Annotated in this window: 16 protein-coding genes; 12 read left to right on the plus strand and 4 right to left on the minus strand. The window is 44.2% G+C overall.

The window, feature by feature from the left end:
• The 9 genes from L4C33_RS05255 to rpoC all read left to right on the plus strand — a co-directional run.
• On the plus strand, nucleotides 1-261 hold a 261-nt coding region (locus tag L4C33_RS05255; protein ID WP_489686428.1), incomplete at its 5' end, for an EF-Tu C-terminal domain-related protein.
• Between the two features lie 227 nt (nucleotides 262-488).
• On the plus strand, nucleotides 489-866 hold the full coding sequence (gene secE, locus L4C33_RS05260) for a preprotein translocase subunit SecE (RefSeq protein ID WP_428811397.1): 378 nt from the start codon (nucleotides 489-491) through the stop codon (nucleotides 864-866).
• Nucleotides 867-878: 12 nt separating this feature from the next.
• A complete protein-coding gene (gene nusG, locus L4C33_RS05265) occupies nucleotides 879-1,427 on the plus strand; it encodes a transcription termination/antitermination protein NusG (protein ID WP_032549909.1) in 549 nt (182 codons plus the stop codon).
• A 212-nt stretch (nucleotides 1,428-1,639) separates the two neighbouring features.
• Complete coding sequence (gene rplK / locus L4C33_RS05270) at nucleotides 1,640-2,068, plus strand: 50S ribosomal protein L11 (RefSeq protein WP_017035406.1); 429 nt, start codon at nucleotides 1,640-1,642, stop codon at nucleotides 2,066-2,068.
• Nucleotides 2,069-2,072: 4 nt separating this feature from the next.
• A complete protein-coding gene (gene rplA, locus L4C33_RS05275) occupies nucleotides 2,073-2,777 on the plus strand; it encodes a 50S ribosomal protein L1 (RefSeq protein ID WP_428811398.1) in 705 nt (234 codons plus the stop codon).
• 243 nt (nucleotides 2,778-3,020) lie between these two features.
• Nucleotides 3,021-3,515, plus strand: coding sequence for a 50S ribosomal protein L10 (gene rplJ, locus L4C33_RS05280; protein ID WP_428811399.1), 495 nt, complete (start codon nucleotides 3,021-3,023; stop codon nucleotides 3,513-3,515).
• Between the two features lie 57 nt (nucleotides 3,516-3,572).
• Nucleotides 3,573-3,938, plus strand: a complete 366-nt coding sequence (gene rplL, locus L4C33_RS05285) for a 50S ribosomal protein L7/L12 (RefSeq protein ID WP_009844674.1) — start codon at nucleotides 3,573-3,575, stop codon at nucleotides 3,936-3,938.
• Between the two features lie 236 nt (nucleotides 3,939-4,174).
• Nucleotides 4,175-8,203, plus strand: coding sequence for a DNA-directed RNA polymerase subunit beta (rpoB, locus tag L4C33_RS05290; RefSeq protein WP_428811400.1), 4,029 nt, complete (start codon nucleotides 4,175-4,177; stop codon nucleotides 8,201-8,203).
• A gap of 89 nt (nucleotides 8,204-8,292) precedes the next feature.
• On the plus strand, nucleotides 8,293-12,492 hold the full coding sequence (gene rpoC / locus L4C33_RS05295) for a DNA-directed RNA polymerase subunit beta' (protein ID WP_428811401.1): 4,200 nt from the start codon (nucleotides 8,293-8,295) through the stop codon (nucleotides 12,490-12,492).
• 299 nt (nucleotides 12,493-12,791) lie between these two features.
• On the opposite strand, the gene rsd is transcribed toward rpoC, so the two are convergent.
• Nucleotides 12,792-13,289: a sigma D regulator gene (gene rsd / locus L4C33_RS05300; protein ID WP_428811402.1), complete on the minus strand. Its 498-nt coding sequence runs from the start codon at nucleotides 13,287-13,289 to the stop codon at nucleotides 12,792-12,794.
• A gap of 171 nt (nucleotides 13,290-13,460) precedes the next feature.
• On the opposite strand from rsd, the gene nudC reads away from it, so the two are divergent.
• Both nudC and hemE read left to right on the plus strand, forming a co-directional pair.
• Nucleotides 13,461-14,258, plus strand: coding sequence for an NAD(+) diphosphatase (gene nudC, locus L4C33_RS05305; RefSeq protein WP_428811403.1), 798 nt, complete (start codon nucleotides 13,461-13,463; stop codon nucleotides 14,256-14,258).
• 256 nt (nucleotides 14,259-14,514) lie between these two features.
• A complete protein-coding gene (gene hemE / locus L4C33_RS05310; RefSeq protein ID WP_428811404.1) occupies nucleotides 14,515-15,582 on the plus strand; it encodes a uroporphyrinogen decarboxylase in 1,068 nt (355 codons plus the stop codon).
• Nucleotides 15,583-15,697: 115 nt separating this feature from the next.
• Here the strand turns inward: hemE and L4C33_RS05315 are convergent, their stop codons facing one another.
• Both L4C33_RS05315 and L4C33_RS05320 read right to left on the minus strand, forming a co-directional pair.
• A complete protein-coding gene (locus L4C33_RS05315) occupies nucleotides 15,698-16,291 on the minus strand; it encodes a uracil-DNA glycosylase family protein (protein ID WP_428811405.1) in 594 nt (197 codons plus the stop codon).
• Nucleotides 16,291-17,217, minus strand: coding sequence for a D-2-hydroxyacid dehydrogenase (locus tag L4C33_RS05320; RefSeq protein WP_428811406.1), 927 nt, complete (start codon nucleotides 17,215-17,217; stop codon nucleotides 16,291-16,293). The genes L4C33_RS05315 and L4C33_RS05320 overlap by 1 nt, the downstream gene beginning before the upstream one ends.
• Before the next feature lie 71 nt (nucleotides 17,218-17,288).
• On the opposite strand from L4C33_RS05320, the gene L4C33_RS05325 reads away from it, so the two are divergent.
• Entirely contained in the window at nucleotides 17,289-17,882 is a 594-nt protein-coding gene (locus L4C33_RS05325; RefSeq protein WP_428811407.1) for a YjaG family protein, read from the plus strand.
• 51 nt (nucleotides 17,883-17,933) lie between these two features.
• Here L4C33_RS05325 and L4C33_RS05330 read toward each other — a convergent pair whose 3' ends face one another.
• The gene (locus L4C33_RS05330; protein ID WP_428811408.1) at nucleotides 17,934-19,031 is read right to left on the minus strand and encodes a CNNM domain-containing protein; all 1,098 of its coding nucleotides are present in this window, start codon (nucleotides 19,029-19,031) and stop codon (nucleotides 17,934-17,936) included.
• Nucleotides 19,032-19,165 lie beyond the last annotated feature (134 nt).

Raw genomic sequence — 19,165 nt, forward strand, 5'->3', positions numbered from 1 at the left:
GTATACGTACTTTCTAAAGACGAAGGCGGCCGTCACACTCCTTTCTTCAAGGGTTACCGTCCACAGTTCTACTTCCGTACAACTGACGTAACAGGCGATATCACTCTACCAGAAGGCGTAGAAATGGTAATGCCAGGTGACAACGTTCAAATGACTGTTGAGCTAATCGCTCCAATCGCAATGGACGAAGGTCTACGTTTCGCAATCCGCGAAGGTGGCCGTACAGTTGGTGCTGGTGTTGTAGCTAAAATCTTTGCATAAGATTTGACTAACCACTAGTAAAAAGGGCATCATTTGATGCCCTTTTTCTGCGCTAAAAAAAGTGTAACTTGATTTCATATCAAATTGACTATTTTTAGTTCAGAGTTCGATGCTCAGATTGTTTAAAATTTGCTCATCAAATGTGTTGTTTTGCAACGCAAAGGAATGTGCCCTGCAACAGCGGGGTTATTGTCGTCTATATTTAAGACTTATCACAGGTTGGTTTTATGAAAGCAAACGCTGAAACTCCTGATAGCTCAAGTGCAGCAGATACATTGAAGTGGGTAGTCGCTTTTGTTCTGCTAGCCGCCGCTGTTGTGGGTAATTACCTGTATGGTGAATTGTCTGTTGTAATTCGCGCTGCAGGTGTAGTTGTGCTGATTGCTGCCGCACTTGGCGTTGCAGCGACAACAACTAAAGGTAAAGCTGCGATCACGTTCGCTCAAGAGTCTCGAGTTGAAATTCGCAAAGTTGTTTGGCCTACGCGTCAAGAAACTATGCAAACTACGTTGATCGTTTTAGCTGTATGTATTGTTATGTCTCTAGTGCTTTGGGGAATTGACGGAATTATGGTTCGTCTAGTTTCTTTTGCTACTGGGGTGTGAGGGTTCTGATTCATGAGTGAAGCTCCAAAAAAACGTTGGTATGTAGTTCAAGCCTTTTCTGGCTTTGAAGGTCGTGTAGCACAATCTCTACGCGAGCATATTAAAATGCACAACATGGAAGAATTGTTTGGCGATGTTTTAGTACCTACTGAAGAAGTAGTGGAAATGCGCGCAGGCCAACGTCGTAAAAGTGAACGTAAGTTCTTCCCTGGCTACGTACTTGTGCAAATGATCATGAATGATGAATCATGGCACTTAGTTCGCAGTATTCCTCGTGTAATGGGCTTCATTGGTGGTACCTCTGATCGTCCAGCACCTATCACAGATAAAGAAGCTGACGCTATTCTTAACCGTTTAGAGAAAGCAAGCGAAGCTCCTCGTCCTAAGACGATGTTTGAAGCTGGTGAAGTGGTACGCGTGAACGATGGTCCATTTGCTGACTTTAACGGTACTGTTGAAGAAGTAGATTACGAGAAGAGCCGTATTAAGGTATCTGTATCGATCTTTGGTCGTGCAACACCTGTTGAGCTTGAATTTGGTCAGGTTGAAAAACTAGACTAAAACTCGATTATTTGAGTAAGCTGTGGATAAATATCTAGTAAGCTGTTCAAAATAAAAGAGTATAAAAAATCACCTTTTTAGGGTTGTTAAAGGCGCGAATTATGATTATAATTTCGCGCCTTTTTACAGGTCTTACTGTAAAAAGTTTTCAATGAAAATCGGGGAGCTAACTTAATATAGTTGGCGTCTGAACCCAAAATTTAGGAAATATCATGGCTAAGAAAGTTGAAGCTTATATCAAACTGCAAGTTGCAGCTGGTATGGCAAACCCAAGTCCACCGGTTGGTCCTGCTCTAGGTCAACACGGCGTGAACATCATGGAATTCTGTAAAGCGTTCAACGCAAAAACAGAATCTGTTGAGAAAGGTCTACCTACTCCAGTAGTTATTACTGTTTACAACGACCGTTCTTTCACGTTCGTAACTAAGACTCCACCTGCTGCTGTTCTTCTTAAGAAAGCCGCTGGCGTTAAGTCTGGTTCAGGTCGTCCAAACACTGAAAAAGTTGGTACTGTAACTGACGCTCAAATCCAAGAAATCGCAGAAACTAAAGCTGCTGATATGACTGGTGCTGATGTTGAAGCTATGAAGCGTTCAATCGCTGGTACTGCTCGTTCAATGGGCCTAGTGGTAGAGGGATAAGATCATGGCAAAACTTACTAAGCGTATGCGCGTAATCCGCGACAAAGTTGAAGTTACTAAAGAGTACGATATCAACGAAGCTGTTGCTCTTCTTAAAGAACTAGCTACTGCTAAATTCAATGAGTCTGTTGACGTTGCTGTTAACCTAGGCATTGATGCTCGTAAATCTGACCAAAACGTACGTGGCGCAACTGTGCTACCTCACGGTACTGGCCGTGAAATCCGCGTTGCTGTGTTCACTCAAGGTGCAAACGCAGAAGCAGCTAAAGCAGCTGGCGCAGATATCGTAGGTATGGAAGATCTTGCTGAGCAAGTTAAGAAAGGCGAAATGAACTTCGACGTAGTTGTTGCATCTCCAGATGCAATGCGTGTTGTTGGTCAGCTAGGTACTATCCTAGGTCCACGCGGCCTTATGCCAAACCCTAAAGTTGGAACTGTAACTCCTAACGTTGCTGAAGCAGTTAAAAATGCTAAAGCTGGTCAGGTTCGTTACCGTAACGACAAGAACGGCATCATCCACACTACTATCGGTAAAGCATCTTTCGAAGCTAAAGAGCTTCAAGAGAACCTAGAAGCACTTCTAGTTGCTCTTAAGAAAGCTAAGCCTTCTTCAGCGAAAGGTACTTTCCTGAAGAAAGTAAGCATCTCTACTACGATGGGTGCTGGTGTTGCTGTTGATCAAGCTAGTCTTGATACTCAAGCAAACTAATTTGCTTAGGCGCAGATTTAGTGTATACTTCTGCGCCTAATATTTGTGGTTGGGTGATTTATGAAGCAATTCAGATCATCTATCCCAAGACCGTAGGCGCTGTACTCTTCGGAGATATGGCTTAATAAAACCTACGTAGGCGATGTTGTAGTTTGAAGTGGATTTATTCATTTTTAAATAACATCGTAAACGCTCATTACATTTTGTATTGAGTGCTGTAATCACAACCAGAGGTTAATCCAAATGGCTTTAAATCTTCAAGACAAAAAAGCAATTGTTGCTGAAGTCAACGAAGCTGCCAGTGGTGCACTTTCTGCAGTTGTAGCTGATTCTCGTGGCGTTACTGTTGGCGCGATGACTTCTCTACGTAAACAAGCTCGCGAAGCGGGTGTTTACATGAGAGTTGTTCGTAACACACTAGCACGCCGTGCGGTTCAGGGTACAGACTACGAGTGTCTAAACGACACTTTCACTGGTCCAACTCTGATCGCATTCTCTAACGAGCACCCAGGTGCTGCAGCGCGTCTTTTCAAAGACTTCGCTAAAGAGAATAAAGATTTCGAGATCAAAGCTGCTGCATTTGAAGGCGCAGTTACTGATGCTGAAGTACTAGCGACACTACCAACTTACGACGAAGCTATCGCACGCCTAATGATGTGCATGAAAGAAGCTTCTGCTGGCAAGCTGGTTCGTACTATCGCTGCTGTTCGCGACCRAAAAGAAGAAGCTGCGGCATAAGCCTTGCTTTTCACTGGTYGCTATTTAAACTTATTGTTGACTTAAAAGAGAATTGTTATGTCTATTACTAACGAGCAAATCCTAGACGCAGTTGCAGAAATGTCTGTAATGCAAGTTGTTGAGCTTATCGAAGCTATGGAAGAGAAATTCGGTGTTACTGCTGCTGCTGCAGTTGTAGCTGGTGGTGCTTCTGCTGAAGCTGCTGCTGAGCAAACTGAATTCGACGTAATCCTAACTGCTGCTGGCGCTAACAAAGTACAAGTTATCAAAGCTGTACGTGGCGCAACTGGCCTAGGTCTTAAAGAAGCTAAAGGTCTTGTAGACTCAGCTCCTGCAGCGCTTAAAGAAGGCGTTGACAAAGCTGAAGCTGAAGCTCTTAAAGCACAGCTAGAAGAAGCTGGCGCTTCTGTTGAAGTTAAGTAATTATTACTTAATTTCTTAGCCGCAAGGCTAATGGCTGGTGGTTAATTAACCACCGGCCTTTTTGCGCTGTAGGGCTATGACGAATTTTCCCGCTGTTTAAACGTCATAGGCTGAGCAAAAAAAATAGTCATTTTTTCGAAATGATTGTTCACTACAGTAAACAGCTGATTGTCACCGCCCCCTCTTAAGAGTGTTTTGGGTGGTTTGGGTCACTTATCAGCGAGCTGAGGAACCCCATGGTTTACTCCTATACCGAGAAAAAGCGCATCCGTAAGGATTTTGGTACTCGTCCACAAGTTTTGGACATTCCATACCTACTATCGATCCAGCTTGATTCTTTCGATAAATTCATCGAACAGGATCCTGAAGGTCAATACGGTCTTGAAGCTGCTTTCCGTTCTGTATTTCCAATTCAGAGCTACAACGGCAATTCTGAGCTGCAATACGTTAGCTACCGTCTTGGTGAGCCAGTTTTTGACGTTAAAGAATGTCAAATCCGCGGTGTAACTTACTCAAAGCCACTACGTGTAAAACTACGCCTAGTTATCTTTGATCGAGACGCACCAGCAGGTACTGTAAAAGACATTAAAGAACAAGAAGTCTACATGGGCGAAATTCCGCTTATGACAGACAATGGTACTTTCGTAATTAATGGTACCGAGAGGGTTATCGTATCCCAGCTGCACCGAAGCCCAGGCGTGTTCTTCGACAGCGATAAGGGTAAGACCCACTCATCAGGTAAAGTTCTTTATAACGCACGTGTAATTCCTTACCGTGGCTCATGGTTAGACTTTGAGTTCGATCCTAAGGATAACTTATTCGTACGTATCGACCGTCGTCGTAAGCTACCTGCTTCAATCATCCTTCGTGCACTTGGTAAGTCTACAGAAGAGATCCTAGATCTGTTCTTCGACAAAGTGAACTTCGAAGTGAAAGACCAAACTCTTCTTATGGAGTTGGTTCCTGATCGTCTACGTGGTGAAACTGCGTCATTCGACATTGAAGCGAACGGTAAAACTTACGTTGAGACTGGTCGTCGTGTTACTGCTCGCCACATCCGTCAGCTTGAAAAAGATGGCGTCGAGCACATCGAAGTACCAGTAGAGTACATCGTTGAAAAAGTTGCTGCGAAAGATTACATCAACGAAGCAACTGGCGAGATCATCGTTGGCGCAAACCAAGAGATTACACTAGAGGCACTTGCTAACCTTTCTCAAGCAGGTCACAAATCTCTAGAAGTTCTGTTCACGAATGACCTAGACCATGGTCCATTCATGTCAGACACTCTACGTGCAGATAGCACAGTAGATCGCATCTCTGCATTGGTAGAAATCTACCGCATGATGCGTCCTGGCGAGCCACCAACGAAAGAAGCTGCAGAATCATTATTCGAAAGCCTATTCTTCTCAGAAGATCGTTACGACCTATCAACTGTAGGCCGTATGAAATTCAACAGCTCTATCGAGCGTGAAGAAGAAGAGGAGCGTGGTACTCTGGATGAGTCAGACATCATTGAAGTGATGAAGAAACTGATTGGCATCCGTAACGGTAAAGGCGAAGTGGACGATATCGACCACCTTGGCAACCGTCGTATCCGTTCTGTAGGTGAAATGGCAGAAAACCAATTCCGTGTTGGTCTAGTTCGTGTAGAACGTGCCGTTAAAGAACGTCTAAGTCTTGGTGACCTTGATGCAATCATGCCTCAAGATCTAATCAACGCTAAGCCGATCTCTGCTGCTGTTAAAGAATTCTTTGGCTCTTCACAGCTTTCACAGTTTATGGACCAAAACAACCCATTGTCAGAAGTTACGCACAAGCGTCGTATCTCTGCTTTAGGTCCTGGTGGTCTTACTCGTGAGCGCGCTGGCTTCGAAGTACGTGACGTTCACGTAACTCACTATGGTCGTCTATGTCCGATCGAAACGCCAGAAGGTCCAAACATCGGTCTAATTAACTCACTATCTGCGTTTGCACGTTGTAACGATTACGGTTTCCTAGAAACTCCGTACCGTCGCGTTGTAGATGGTGTAGTAACAGACGAAGTTGATTACCTATCTGCTATTCAGGAAGGTCAATTCGTAATCGCGCAGGCAAACACTGTTCTTACTGAAGAAGGTACGTTTGCAGAGGAGCTGATCACAGCTCGTCAAAAAGGTGAATCTGGTCTTCACCCTCGCGACCATGTTAACTACATGGACGTTGCGACTAACCAAGTAGTATCTATCGCTGCATCGCTTATCCCGTTCCTAGAACACGATGATGCGAACCGTGCATTGATGGGTGCCAACATGCAACGTCAAGCTGTACCAACGCTTAAGGCTGATAAGCCTCTAGTAGGTACTGGTATTGAGCGTAACATCGCAGTTGACTCTGGTGTTACAGCGGTTGCTAAGCGTGGTGGTCAGGTTCAGTCTGTAGACGCTTCACGTATCGTAGTTAAGGTTAATGAAGATGAGTTAGTTCCTGGCGAAGCTGGTATCGACATCTACAACCTAACTAAGTACACGCGTTCGAACCAAAACACATGTATCAACCAACGTCCTACAGTGCTACCTGGTGAACCAGTATCACGTGGTGATGTACTAGCTGACGGTCCTTCAACAGACCTTGGTGAGCTAGCACTTGGTCAGAACATGCGTATCGCATTCATGCCTTGGAACGGTTACAACTTCGAAGACTCGATCTTAGTATCTGAGCGCGTAGTTCAAGAAGACCGTTTCACGACTATCCACATTCAAGAGCTTTCTTGTGTGGCACGTGATACTAAGCTGGGTTCTGAAGAGATCACAGCTGATATTCCAAACGTAGGTGAGTCTGCTCTGTCTAAACTAGACGAGTCAGGTATCGTTTACATTGGTGCTGAAGTTAAGGGTGGCGACATCCTAGTTGGTAAAGTTACGCCTAAAGGTGAAACTCAACTGACTCCTGAAGAGAAACTACTACGTGCAATCTTCGGTGAGAAAGCATCTGATGTTAAAGATACTTCTCTACGTGTACCAAACTCTGTTTCGGGTACTATCATCGATGTACAAGTCTTCACTCGCGATGGCGTAGAGAAAGACAAACGTGCACTTGAAATCGAACAGATGCAGCTTAAAGAAGCTAAGAAAGACCTTACGGAAGAGTTCCAAATTCTTGAAGGTGGTCTTCTTAACCGTGTTAAAGCTGTACTTCTGTCTGGTGGTTACTCTGAAGCTAAGCTTGATGCTATCGGTCGTAAGCAATGGCTAGAGCAAGCTCTAGAAGACGATGCGCTACAAACACAGCTTGAGCAACTTGCTGAGCAGTGGGATGAGCTAAAAGCAGACTTCGATAAGAAGTTTGAAACTAAGCGTCGTAAAATCACTCAAGGTGATGATCTAGCGCCTGGCGTTCTTAAGATTGTGAAAGTTTACCTAGCGGTTAAACGTCGCATCCAGCCTGGTGATAAGATGGCCGGTCGTCACGGTAACAAAGGTGTAATCTCTAAGATTAACCCTGTTGAAGACATGCCATACGATGAGAAAGGTCAGCCTGTAGACATCGTACTTAACCCGCTGGGTGTACCATCGCGTATGAACATCGGTCAGATCCTAGAAGTTCACTTAGGTTTGGCTGCGAAAGGTATCGGTGACAAGATCAACCAAATGGTTAAGGAACAACAAGAACTGCATAAGTTCCGTGAGTTCCTACAGAAGGTTTATGATCTTGGTGATACTCGTCAGAAAGTTGATATTGCTGAACTGTCTGATGATCAAGTTCGTACACTGATTAAGAACCTACGTGGCGGTCTACCGATTGCTACTCCTGTGTTCGATGGTGCTTCTGAGTCTCTAATCAAAGATCTATTAAAACTGGGTGATCTGCCAGAATCTGGTCAGCTTAAACTGTTTGATGGTCGTACTGGTGATGAGTTTGAGCGTCCTGTAACTGTTGGTTACATGTACATGCTGAAACTGAACCACTTGGTTGATGACAAGATGCATGCTCGTTCAACTGGTTCTTACAGCCTAGTAACTCAGCAACCACTTGGTGGTAAAGCTCAGTTCGGTGGTCAGCGTTTCGGTGAGATGGAAGTATGGGCACTAGAAGCATACGGTGCTGCATATACTCTACAAGAAATGCTAACAGTTAAGTCGGATGACGTTAACGGTCGTACTAAGATGTACAAAAACATCGTAGATGGCAACCATAGCATGGAACCTGGCATGCCAGAGTCGTTCAACGTACTGTTGAAAGAGATTCGCTCGCTAGGTATCAACATCGAGCTAGAAGACGAAGAGTAATCCCTCTTTTTTAAAAGAAGATTGGATTACTTGGTAAAGGGGGTTCACTTTAGTCGGTGAACTCCTTTAACTCCTTACAGGAGCTGAATGTGAAAGACTTATTAAACTTTCTAAAAGCACAGCATAAGACCGAAGAATTTGATGCAATCAAAATCGGTCTATCTTCACCAGACATGATCCGTTCATGGTCTTTTGGTGAAGTTAAGAAACCTGAAACGATCAACTATCGTACGTTCAAACCTGAACGCGATGGTCTGTTCTGTGCGCGTATTTTTGGTCCAGTTAAAGACTACGAATGTCTTTGTGGTAAATACAAGCGTCTGAAACACCGCGGTGTTATCTGTGAGAAGTGTGGCGTTGAAGTTACACAAACTAAAGTTCGTCGTGACCGTATGGGCCACATCGAGCTAGCTTCACCAGTTGCTCACATCTGGTTCCTTAAATCACTACCGTCTCGTATCGGTTTGCTGATGGATATCCCTCTACGTGATATCGAGCGTGTTCTTTACTTCGAAATGTACGTAGTAACTGAACCAGGCATGACTGATCTAGAAAAATCTCAGATGCTTACTGAAGAAGAGTATCTGGATCGCCTAGAAGAGTGGGGTGACGAATTCACTGCTAAGATGGGTGCTGAAGCGATCAAAGATCTGCTTTCTACAATGGACCTTCATCAAGAAGTGGAAGAGATGCGCGAAGAGTTGGAAACAACTAACTCTGAAACTAAGCGTAAGAAAGTTACTAAGCGCCTAAAACTAGTTGAAGCGTTCATTGCATCGGGTAACGATCCGCAGTGGATGATTCTGACAGTTCTACCGGTACTTCCGCCAGATCTACGTCCTCTAGTACCTCTAGATGGCGGTCGTTTTGCGACTTCAGATCTGAACGACCTTTACCGTCGCGTGATCAACCGTAACAACCGTTTGAAGCGTCTTCTAGAGCTAGCGGCTCCAGACATCATCGTACGTAACGAAAAGCGTATGCTGCAAGAGTCTGTTGATGCCCTTCTAGATAACGGTCGTCGTGGTCGTGCAATCACAGGTTCGAACAAGCGTCCTCTGAAATCTCTTGCTGATATGATCAAGGGTAAACAAGGTCGTTTCCGTCAAAACCTTCTAGGTAAGCGTGTAGACTACTCTGGCCGTTCTGTAATCACAGTAGGTCCATACCTTCGTCTACACCAGTGTGGTCTTCCTAAGAAGATGGCACTAGAGCTATTTAAACCATTCATCTACAGCAAGTTAGAAACTCGTGGCATGGCTACGACAATCAAAGCTGCTAAGAAGATGGTTGAGCGCGAAGAAGCTATCGTTTGGGATATCCTAGATGAAGTTATCCGCGAACACCCAGTACTGCTTAACCGTGCACCAACACTTCACCGTCTTGGTATCCAAGCGTTTGAACCAGTACTAATCGAAGGTAAAGCGATTCAGCTTCACCCACTAGTGTGTGCGGCATACAACGCCGACTTCGATGGTGACCAAATGGCTGTACACGTGCCTCTAACTTTAGAAGCACAGCTAGAAGCTCGTACCCTAATGATGTCGACGAATAACATTCTGTCGCCAGCATCAGGTGATCCGATCATCGTACCTTCTCAGGACGTTGTATTGGGTCTTTACTACATGACACGTGACAAGATCAACGTGAAAGGTGAAGGTATGTACCTTGCTGGCCCTGCTGAGGCTGAGAAGGCATACCGTACTAAGACTGCTGAGCTACACGCTCGCGTTAAAGTACGTATCACTGAAACTGTAGTAGACGAAGACGGCAATAGCACAACAAACACTGGTTTGGTTGATACGACTGTTGGTCGTGCAATGCTATGGCAAATCGTACCGAAAGGTCTACCGTTCAGCATCGTTAACCAAAAGCTAGGTAAGAAGCAAATTTCTACTCTGCTTAACGAAGCGTACCGTAAGCTTGGTCTTAAAGACACGGTAATCTTTGCTGACCAAATTATGTACGCTGGTTTCGCTTACGCTGCACTTTCTGGTGTTTCTGTAGGTATCAACGACATGGTTGTACCTCAAGCGAAGTACGACGAAATCGAATCTGCTGAAGAAGAAGTTCGTGAAATCCAAGAGCAATTCCAATCTGGTCTTGTTACTGCGGGTGAGCGTTACAACAAAGTTATCGATATCTGGGCATCTACGAATGACCGCGTTGCGAAAGCGATGATGGATAACCTATCTTCTGAAACTGTTATTAACCGTGATGGTGAAGAAGAGCAGCAAGAATCGTTCAACAGTATCTACATGATGGCCGACTCGGGCGCACGTGGTTCTGCTGCACAGATTCGTCAGCTAGCAGGTATGCGTGGTCTGATGGCGCGTCCAGATGGTTCAATCATCGAAACGCCGATCACTGCGAACTTTAAAGAAGGTCTAAACGTCCTTCAGTACTTTATCTCAACGCACGGTGCTCGTAAGGGTCTTGCGGATACAGCACTGAAAACAGCTAACTCGGGTTACCTAACTCGTCGTCTAGTTGACGTTGCACAAGATGTTGTAGTTCACGAACATGACTGTGGCACGCATGAAGGTATCGACATGATGCCTCACATCGAAGGTGGTGATGTTAAAGTTGCACTTTCTGAGCTTGCTCTTGGTCGTGTAGTAGCAGAAGACGTTCTTAAGCCTGGTACTGAAGATGTACTGATCCCACGTAATACTCTGATTGATGAGAAGTGGTGTCAGATCATGGAAGACAACTCTGTAGATAGCATGAAAGTGCGCTCAGTTGTTACCTGTGATGCAGACTTCGGTTGTTGTGCACAGTGTTACGGTCGTGACCTAGCACGTGGTCACCTAGTGAACCAAGGTGAAGCAGTTGGTGTTATCGCTGCACAATCTATCGGTGAACCGGGTACACAGCTAACGATGCGTACGTTCCACATCGGTGGTGCAGCATCTACTGCAGCAGCAGAGAACAGCATCCAAGCTAAGACAACTGGTACTGTGAAACTTCACAATGCTAAGTTCGTAGTAAACAACGATAAGAAACTGGTTATCACTTCTCGTGCATCTGAGATGACGATTGTTGATGAGTTCGGCCGTACTAAAGAGAAGCACAAACTTCCTTACGGTTCGATGCTAACCAAAGGCGACAACGCAGCAGTAACTGCTGGCGAAGTTGTAGCTAACTGGGAAGCGCATACCATGCCTATCATCACTGAGGTGGCAGGTCGTATCCAATTCGTTGACATGATCGATGGTATTACAGTTTCTCGTCAGACAGATGACCTAACAGGTCTATCTTCTTCTGAAGTAACTGATGCAGCAGCTCGTCCAGCAGCAGGTAAAGATATGCGTCCAGCTATCAAACTTGTTGATGCAGCAGGCAACGATGTAATGATCCCTGGTACTGATATGCCAGCTCACTACTTCCTACCTGGTAAAGCTATTGTAAACATCGAAGATGGCGCTGAAGTTGGCATTGGTGACACACTATCTCGTATCCCTCAAAAATCGAGCGGAAACAAAGATATCACCGGTGGTCTACCACGCGTAGCTGACCTATTCGAAGCTCGTAAGCCTAAAGAGCCTGCGATCCTTGCTGAGCACACAGGTACTGTGTCTTTCGGTAAAGAAACGAAAGGTAAGCGTCGTCTAGTAATCACTCGTGAAGGCGGTGATAACTACGAAGAGATGATTCCTAAGCATCGTCAATTGAACGTGTTTGAAGGTGAGAAGATTGAACGTGGTGATGTAATCGCCGACGGTCCTGAAACTCCACACGATATCCTGCGTCTACGTGGTATCCACGCTGTGACTCAGTACATCGCGAACGAAGTTCAAGAAGTATACCGCTTACAAGGCGTTAAGATTAACGATAAGCACATTGAGACTATCGTTCGTCAAATGCTACGTAAGTGTACGATCACGCATTCAGGTGATTCTCAGTTCCTACCTGGTGAGCAAGTTGAATACCACAACGTTAAGATTGCTAACCGTGCTCTAGAGGCAGAAGGTAAAGAACTAGTTCGCTTCGAACGTGACCTACTAGGTATCACTAAAGCATCTCTAGCAACTGAGTCATTTATCTCAGCTGCATCGTTCCAAGAAACGACTCGCGTACTAACAGAAGCTGCGGTTTCTGGTAAGCGTGATGACCTTCGCGGTCTGAAAGAGAACGTTATTGTTGGTCGTCTGATCCCAGCTGGTACTGGTTTCGCATACCACCAAGACCGTCAAAAGCAACGTGAAGAGCAAGAAGGCCCGTCAGCTGAACAAGCGACAGATAACCTTGCAGCACTTCTAAATGCTGGCTTCTCTTCTGACGAGTAATCGTTAAGTCGATTGTTCATTAGAACTAAAAAAAGGCACCTTCGGGTGCCTTTTTTGTATTTATTGTTTGAGAAAGTGTCTGTAGACATATTGTATTCATTAAGTTCGAAAGTGATGAACGGTGAGTTTATACAATGAGGTTTTAATTGATGCTGAATAGGCTAAGGGTCTAATCTTAAAATTCATGTGAGAGCTGAAGGACTACGAAAGGCTAAATGACGGTAGGGGTTGTACTAGGGTGGAATTCAGGAAAAACGAAAAGCTTGCACGATGGCAAGCTTAGGAAATAGCTCAGCCAATTAAGCTCCTGGCGGAACCGCTAGACTATCGGCAATCTGTTGTATTAGTTGGTCTTCAACCTCAAACCTCGCCTCAATAATCTCACCAATCAGTGATAAATCACTATCAAATGATTCGAGTTCATCATTGTCTGCGATAGCTGCGTAGCTATCTGTAAAGTTCAGTAGCGGCTCTGTAGTGAGAACTATATGCCCGTATGTCTGATTGATTTCTTCAGTGACTTTAAAACCAGTTGATTGCCACTTATCCATAACCATGTCATAAATTTTGAAGTGACCTTCAGAGATATAATCGACTAGATGTTGGCAGAAGCCTTGAAGCTCTGCAGGAGAAGGAAGTTCAGTGACGGTTGCTGTCTTTGTCGAGCAAGGTTGAAGTGCCGCAAGCTTACAATATTCGACAATCAAGGATTGGCGAGTTTCTAGCCAGTGATCGATGACTTCATTAGAGCCACCCCATTGTTCTTGTGTCTGTTTGAATTTATTTAGCATGACCATGTCCTCATGATCTGATCACAGTCTTGTGATCAAAGTAAATTGCCGAAGTAAGGGCCTGTTTTATATTATTGTTAATACTAAAGTAAATGGCCAAATAATTCTTTGCAACAACTCTAGTATGAAATTAGATTGCCAGTAAAATGAACGAACTGCAAGCAGCGAGAGGCAAGGATGTTARAAAAAAGTGACAAAAAGTTTGTAAGGCCTGCGTATTGGTGTGTTGTTTCGGGTAGCGATATTTGGACAATAAATGATGCTTTGCCTTTTGGACTGGCTAGTGATTTTAATCTCCCTATTGATCATGCGATCTTAGTGGGTACCTATTTAGATCACCCTGTGTATTGGGTCAATGAGTCGGAGTTAGAGTCGTCCGTTGAACTCTCGTCATTGCGGAATTTATTGCATTGGAATGAAGCTCAATTCTTGCTTGCCAGTAAAGCTATTCAGTATGGTCATATGAGCCAGACTATGCGCTTTTGCCCGCAGTGTGGCGGCCGTAATTTTCTGAATCATAATCAAATTGCCATGCAGTGTGGTGATTGCCGAACACTACATTACCCTCGAATTTTTCCTTGTATTATCGTAGCCGTTCGTAAAGGTTCCCAAATACTACTAGCTCAACACCCTCGGCATAAGACGGGGATGTACACTGTGATTGCTGGCTTTCTAGAAGTCGGTGAAACGTTAGAGCAATGCGTAGCAAGAGAAGTGAAAGAAGAGACAGGGATTGATGTAAAAACAATAGAGTACTTTGGCAGCCAGCCTTGGGCATTCCCTTCCAGTATGATGATGGGTTTTTTAGCTGAGTATGCTGGTGGAATTGTAAAGCCAGATTACAGTGAATTAGCTGATGCTAAATGGTTTGAAGTTGACGAACTACCTGATATTGCTCCTAAAGGAACCATCGCAAGAGCGTTGATTGAACAGGTTGTGTTTCAAGCGAAAAACGCAAAAGCTTCTGAAAAATAAGCAAAAAAAACCCTCCACAAGTGGAGGGGGTAAGTAAGATGTCGTTATGAGATGCTGAGCACTAAGTACTCAGTTTATAATTGTTATTTTCGCTAGCGAACAAATTTTTAACATGCCCCCCTATTGGGTGCAAATTAAGCATTGATTTAAAACTTAATAACTTGATCTAGGTTGCAAAGCACACAGCTTTTAGACCTCAATCAGTGTTAGAATACACAACTTCAAAATAGACAAGATTGAATTGGAATTTAACGGAATGACCGAATTAAAGAATGATCGCTATTTACGCGCACTGTTAAAGCAACCTGTAGACCACACTCCAGTCTGGATGATGCGTCAAGCTGGTCGCTACCTTCCAGAATACAAAGCTACTCGTGCAGAAGCGGGTGATTTCATGTCTTTGTGTAAGAATGCGGAATTAGCGTCTGAAGTAACGCTTCAACCTTTACGTCGTTTCCCTCTTGATGCGGCAATCTTGTTCTCAGACATTTTGACTATCCCTGATGCCATGGGGCTTGGTCTGTACTTTGAGACTGGTGAAGGCCCGAAATTTGAGCGCCCTATTACATGTAAAGCGGACGTAGAGAAAATCGGTTTACCAGATCCTGAAGGTGAGTTGCAATACGTAATGAATGCAGTTCGTCAGATCCGTAAAGATCTAAAAGGTGAAGTACCACTGATTGGTTTCTCTGGTAGCCCATGGACTCTTGCTACATACATGGTTGAAGGTGGAAGCTCTAAAGCGTTCACTAAGATTAAGAAAATGATGTACGCAGAACCACAAACACTGCATCTGCTTCTAGATAAGCTAGCTGACAGTGTTATCGAATACCTAAACGCGCAAATTAAAGCGGGTGCTCAATCGGTAATGGTATTTGATACATGGGGTGGTGTACTTACTCCTCGTGATTACAACCTATTCTCACTGCAATACATGCATAAAATTGTTGATGGCCTAATTCGTGAAAACGAAGGTCGCCGCGTTCCTGTTACTCTGTTTACTAAGAACGGTGGCATGTGGCTTGAGTCTATCGCAGCAACAGGTTGTGATGCCGTAGGCCTAGACTGGACAATCAACATTGCTGATGCGAAAGCACGAATCGGCGATAAGGTTGCTCTACAAGGTAATATGGATCCATCAATCCTTTACGCTCAACCAGAACGTATCCGTGAAGAAGTTGCTTCAATCCTTGAAGGATTCGGTGATGCGGGTACTGGCCACGTATTTAACCTTGGTCACGGCATCCACCTAGATGTGCCGCCTGAGAATGCAGGTGAGTTCGTGAAAGCTGTTCATGAGCTATCTAAGCCATACCATAAGTAATTTGGTCTGATTAAATGAAAGCGCCGTAGGTTACCCCTACGGCGCTTTTTTATTGAATAAAATCTGACGGCTATCGTTGCGTAACTGCTTGCGCTGGGCTCTGTAGTTCAGCTTATTACGCTTTAGGAACATCGTAGGCCAAATGCTCTGAAACCTGTTTTCGGATATATGGAAGAACCTCTCTTTCAAACCAAGCATTCTTCTTTAACCATATATTATTACGAGGAGAGGGATGAGGAAGAGGCAAAAAATCGGGTGCCCAAGTTTGCCATTGACGTATAGTCTCGGTGAGCGTAGTGGTCGTTTTATCTTCGAGGTAGTAATTTTGAGCATATTGACCGATCAGTAACGTCATTTTTATGTTTGGCAGACTTTTCAGCACTTGTTTATGCCAAAGAGGGGCGCATTCTTTACGTGGTGGTAAATCTCCACTCTTTCCTTTTCCTGGATAACATAAACCCATTGGGACTATTGCGACTTTCTGTTCATTGTAAAAAGTATTCTCATCAATCCCTAGCCATTCCCTTAGACGAACTCCACTGGCATCGTTCCAAGGGACTGACGACTCGTGTACTTTAAGGCCTGGAGCTTGCCCTATGATGAGTAAGGTTGCGTCAGGATGAGCTTGAATGACAGGGTTCGCCCCGTGTGACAGTTCTGCCTCACACACTCTACAGTTACGAATATCAGCCAGTAGCGAGGAGAACATCAGTAACCCTTGTCAAAATCGATAATGTGATTGAGCTTGAACCCATCTCGCCACAGCTGGTAATTTTCAGAGAATATATTAACGACCTGTCTTGGTTCACTCAGTGCTGCGATATGTGGTGTTACCGTTATTTGAGGTAGTTTCCAAAAGGGGTGAGCGTTCGTTAGGGGCTCTTGCGTAAACACGTCTAGGAAAGCATGTTGAACCCATTGGTTCTTCAGAGCGAGTAAGAGTGATTTATCATCTAACGTTTCACCGCGTCCTACATTAAACAGCAATACTTGGTTGCAGTAACTCAGTGTTTCTTCGTTGAGTAGACCGATAGTATCTTCCGTTGCAGGTAAAGTATTCACTATAATATCCGCTTGCTTAAATGCTGCTTCAATTTCATTAATATGAAAAGTGTCTTTAAAGCTCAAACTCTTAGAGGGGATCCCTGTTCGGTTGATACCGATAGTGTGAATACCAAGTGCGGAAGCCGCTTGAGCAAGATGGCTGCCAATAGAGCCTGTCCCTAGAACTACCATGACTTTGCCCTTCAGTGAACTGTATAGGTGAGGCTGCCAAATTTGTTGTGTTTGCTGCTGGTGGTAAGTTTGAAAGTGACGGTAATGACTGATTGAATAGCCCAAAACATATTCAGCAATAGCCGGGCCAAAAATGCCTTTAATGTTGGTTAACGTATAGTCTTGGCGAAGCTTATTGTTGACGAGTGTGTTGACTCCCGCGTAGGTGGATTGCAACCATTCTAGCGAAATAAAGTGATCTAATTGGTCTACAATCAATGGGGGAGAAGCTAAGACAATAGAGGCTTGATCCGGTTTATCACAGATTTCGAGATCAGGTAATGACTGATTTAGGATAAGCTGTTTGTAGGTGTCGTTGTGCTCTGTGAGAATATAGAGCTTATTCGTGAAATTGTTCATAGGCTTACCTTTTCCCTCTAGTGTTTATCAAGTACACTTCCGCTGTCTTTTTCTGCAATTATTGAGTGACTATGCTACAGAATCCACTTCAGGTTCGTCTTGAAAAGTTAGAACCTTGGCAACAAATTACCTTCATGACGTGTCTGTGTGAGCGTATGTACCCTAACTATGCCATGTTTTGTGAGAATACAGAATTTGCTGAAGCACGCATTTACCGTGATGTGCTTGATAGTGTATGGGAAACTCTGACAGTGAAAACGGCTAAAGTAAATTTCGAACGCCAGTTAGAGAAACTTGAAGAGTTATTCCCAAGTGCAGATGATTTCGATTTCTATGGTGTTTATCCGGCAATGGATGCATGCCAAGGCCTGTCAACGCTGCTACATGGTTTACTTGACCGTGAGCACTTGTTTGAATCAATGCTAAAGCTTAGTCAGCAGTCGGTACAAACTGTAGCAGATCTAGAGCAGGCACAAGGTAGTGAAGTAATCACTAACGACAACCAAAAAGAAAATGAAGCAGTGTGCGAAGAGTGGGATGTGCAATGGGCCATTTTCCGACCTTTGCGTGAAGCGACTGAGCGTGATATTGAATTGATTAAAGATCTGCGTCATGAATTACGTGAAGACGCAATCAGTAATATTGGCGTGACGTTCGAATACTAATTAATTCGAAAACGAATAAAAAGAAAGGCTCCGAAAGGAGCCTTTATTCATTTAAGATTCTTTTTTATCGAGAGCTTCTTGAGTGACGTCTTCTTCCTCGTCATCACGGCTTTCAATCACACCATGTGTCTCTTTCCAGCTTTCCCAGCGTTGGAAAGCCAATTCCTGCATATCTGTGTTCTTGTCTGCTTCATCAACGATCTCTTCCCCTACTAAATGCTCAAAGATATCTTCAAGCGTTAATAGCCCCTGAATAGTTCCGTATTCATCAACCACAAGCGCTAGTTGCAGCCTGTTCGACATCATTTGGTCAAATGCTTTCGCTAAGCCCATGTTGTTCAGTAATACGTGAATAGGGCGCATTACTTCACCTAGTGCTTTTTCACCACAACCCGCTTGCTGTAATCGGAACAGTTCTAGGCGGTGAGCGAAGCCAATGATGTTGTCCGTCTGTTCGCTATAAACCAGAGGACGTGAAAATGGCGTGTCTTTATGCTCTTCAAGAAAAGCGTTGATCGTCATTTCAGCGTTAACACGAAATACGACTGGGCGAGGTGTCATGACTTGAGTCACCGGTACATCTTGAATACCTAACAGGTTGCTTAGGATTTTCGATTCACCTTCTGCAAACTCACCACTCTCTTTTGCCAAAATCGCCATTGCAGATAGCTCATCACGCATTTTTGGTGCTTGGTGACCACGAGCTAGACGCTTGGTGATTTGCTCTGAGAACCACACAAATGGAGTAAGGAAGAATACCATCCAGCGAAGTACATTCGCAGATGTTGGAGCAAGTTGACGCCAGTAAGTTGCACCAATGGTTTTTGGCACAATTTCAGATAAAACCAAAATACCCAGAGTTAAAACTGCAGAGAATACACCCAACCATTGGCTGCCAAAAACTACAGCGGCTTGTGCGCCAGCTGTCGCAGCACCGATAGTATGTGCAATGGTATTGAGCGTTAAAATCGACGCAAGTGGACGGTCGATGTCTGTTTTCAGTTTGTCTAGTGACTCTGCTGCAGGGTGCCCATCTTGTTTTAGTTGAGCAATGTAGCTCGGACTAATACTCAAAAGTACAGCTTCCAACACAGAACAAATGAAAGAAACTCCAATAGCAATGGAGACGTAAATAGTTAGCAGCAGCATGTTTGCCCTTAAATTAAATTGTACGCTTTGTCAGCGATTCAAGGTGGATTATAGAGAATAAGTAGTGGCTAGGTCATCATTAATTTCACTCTCAGCCCCTTTTAAACAAGGGCTTACTCAATAAAATCAGTAAC

This window comes from Vibrio makurazakiensis (assembly GCF_050337375.1).
Lineage (GTDB): Bacteria > Pseudomonadota > Gammaproteobacteria > Enterobacterales > Vibrionaceae > Vibrio > Vibrio makurazakiensis.

Excerpts from the sequence above, each read along its gene's own strand:
- secE (WP_428811397.1), top strand. The coding sequence starts at position 489 with ATGAAAGCAAACGCTGAAACTCCTGATAGCTCAAGTGCAGCAGATACA.
- nusG (WP_032549909.1), top strand. The coding sequence starts at position 879 with ATGAGTGAAGCTCCAAAAAAACGTTGGTATGTAGTTCAAGCCTTTTCT.
- rplK (WP_017035406.1), top strand. The coding sequence starts at position 1,640 with ATGGCTAAGAAAGTTGAAGCTTATATCAAACTGCAAGTTGCAGCTGGT.
- rplA (WP_428811398.1), top strand. The coding sequence starts at position 2,073 with ATGGCAAAACTTACTAAGCGTATGCGCGTAATCCGCGACAAAGTTGAA.
- rplL (WP_009844674.1), top strand. The coding sequence starts at position 3,573 with ATGTCTATTACTAACGAGCAAATCCTAGACGCAGTTGCAGAAATGTCT.
- rpoB (WP_428811400.1), top strand. The coding sequence starts at position 4,175 with ATGGTTTACTCCTATACCGAGAAAAAGCGCATCCGTAAGGATTTTGGT.
- rsd (WP_428811402.1), bottom strand. The coding sequence starts at position 13,289 with ATGGTCATGCTAAATAAATTCAAACAGACACAAGAACAATGGGGTGGC.
- hemE (WP_428811404.1), top strand. The coding sequence starts at position 14,515 with ATGACCGAATTAAAGAATGATCGCTATTTACGCGCACTGTTAAAGCAA.
- L4C33_RS05315 (WP_428811405.1), bottom strand. The coding sequence starts at position 16,291 with ATGTTCTCCTCGCTACTGGCTGATATTCGTAACTGTAGAGTGTGTGAG.
- L4C33_RS05320 (WP_428811406.1), bottom strand. The coding sequence starts at position 17,217 with ATGAACAATTTCACGAATAAGCTCTATATTCTCACAGAGCACAACGAC.
- L4C33_RS05325 (WP_428811407.1), top strand. The coding sequence starts at position 17,289 with ATGCTACAGAATCCACTTCAGGTTCGTCTTGAAAAGTTAGAACCTTGG.
- L4C33_RS05330 (WP_428811408.1), bottom strand. The coding sequence starts at position 19,031 with ATGCTGCTGCTAACTATTTACGTCTCCATTGCTATTGGAGTTTCTTTC.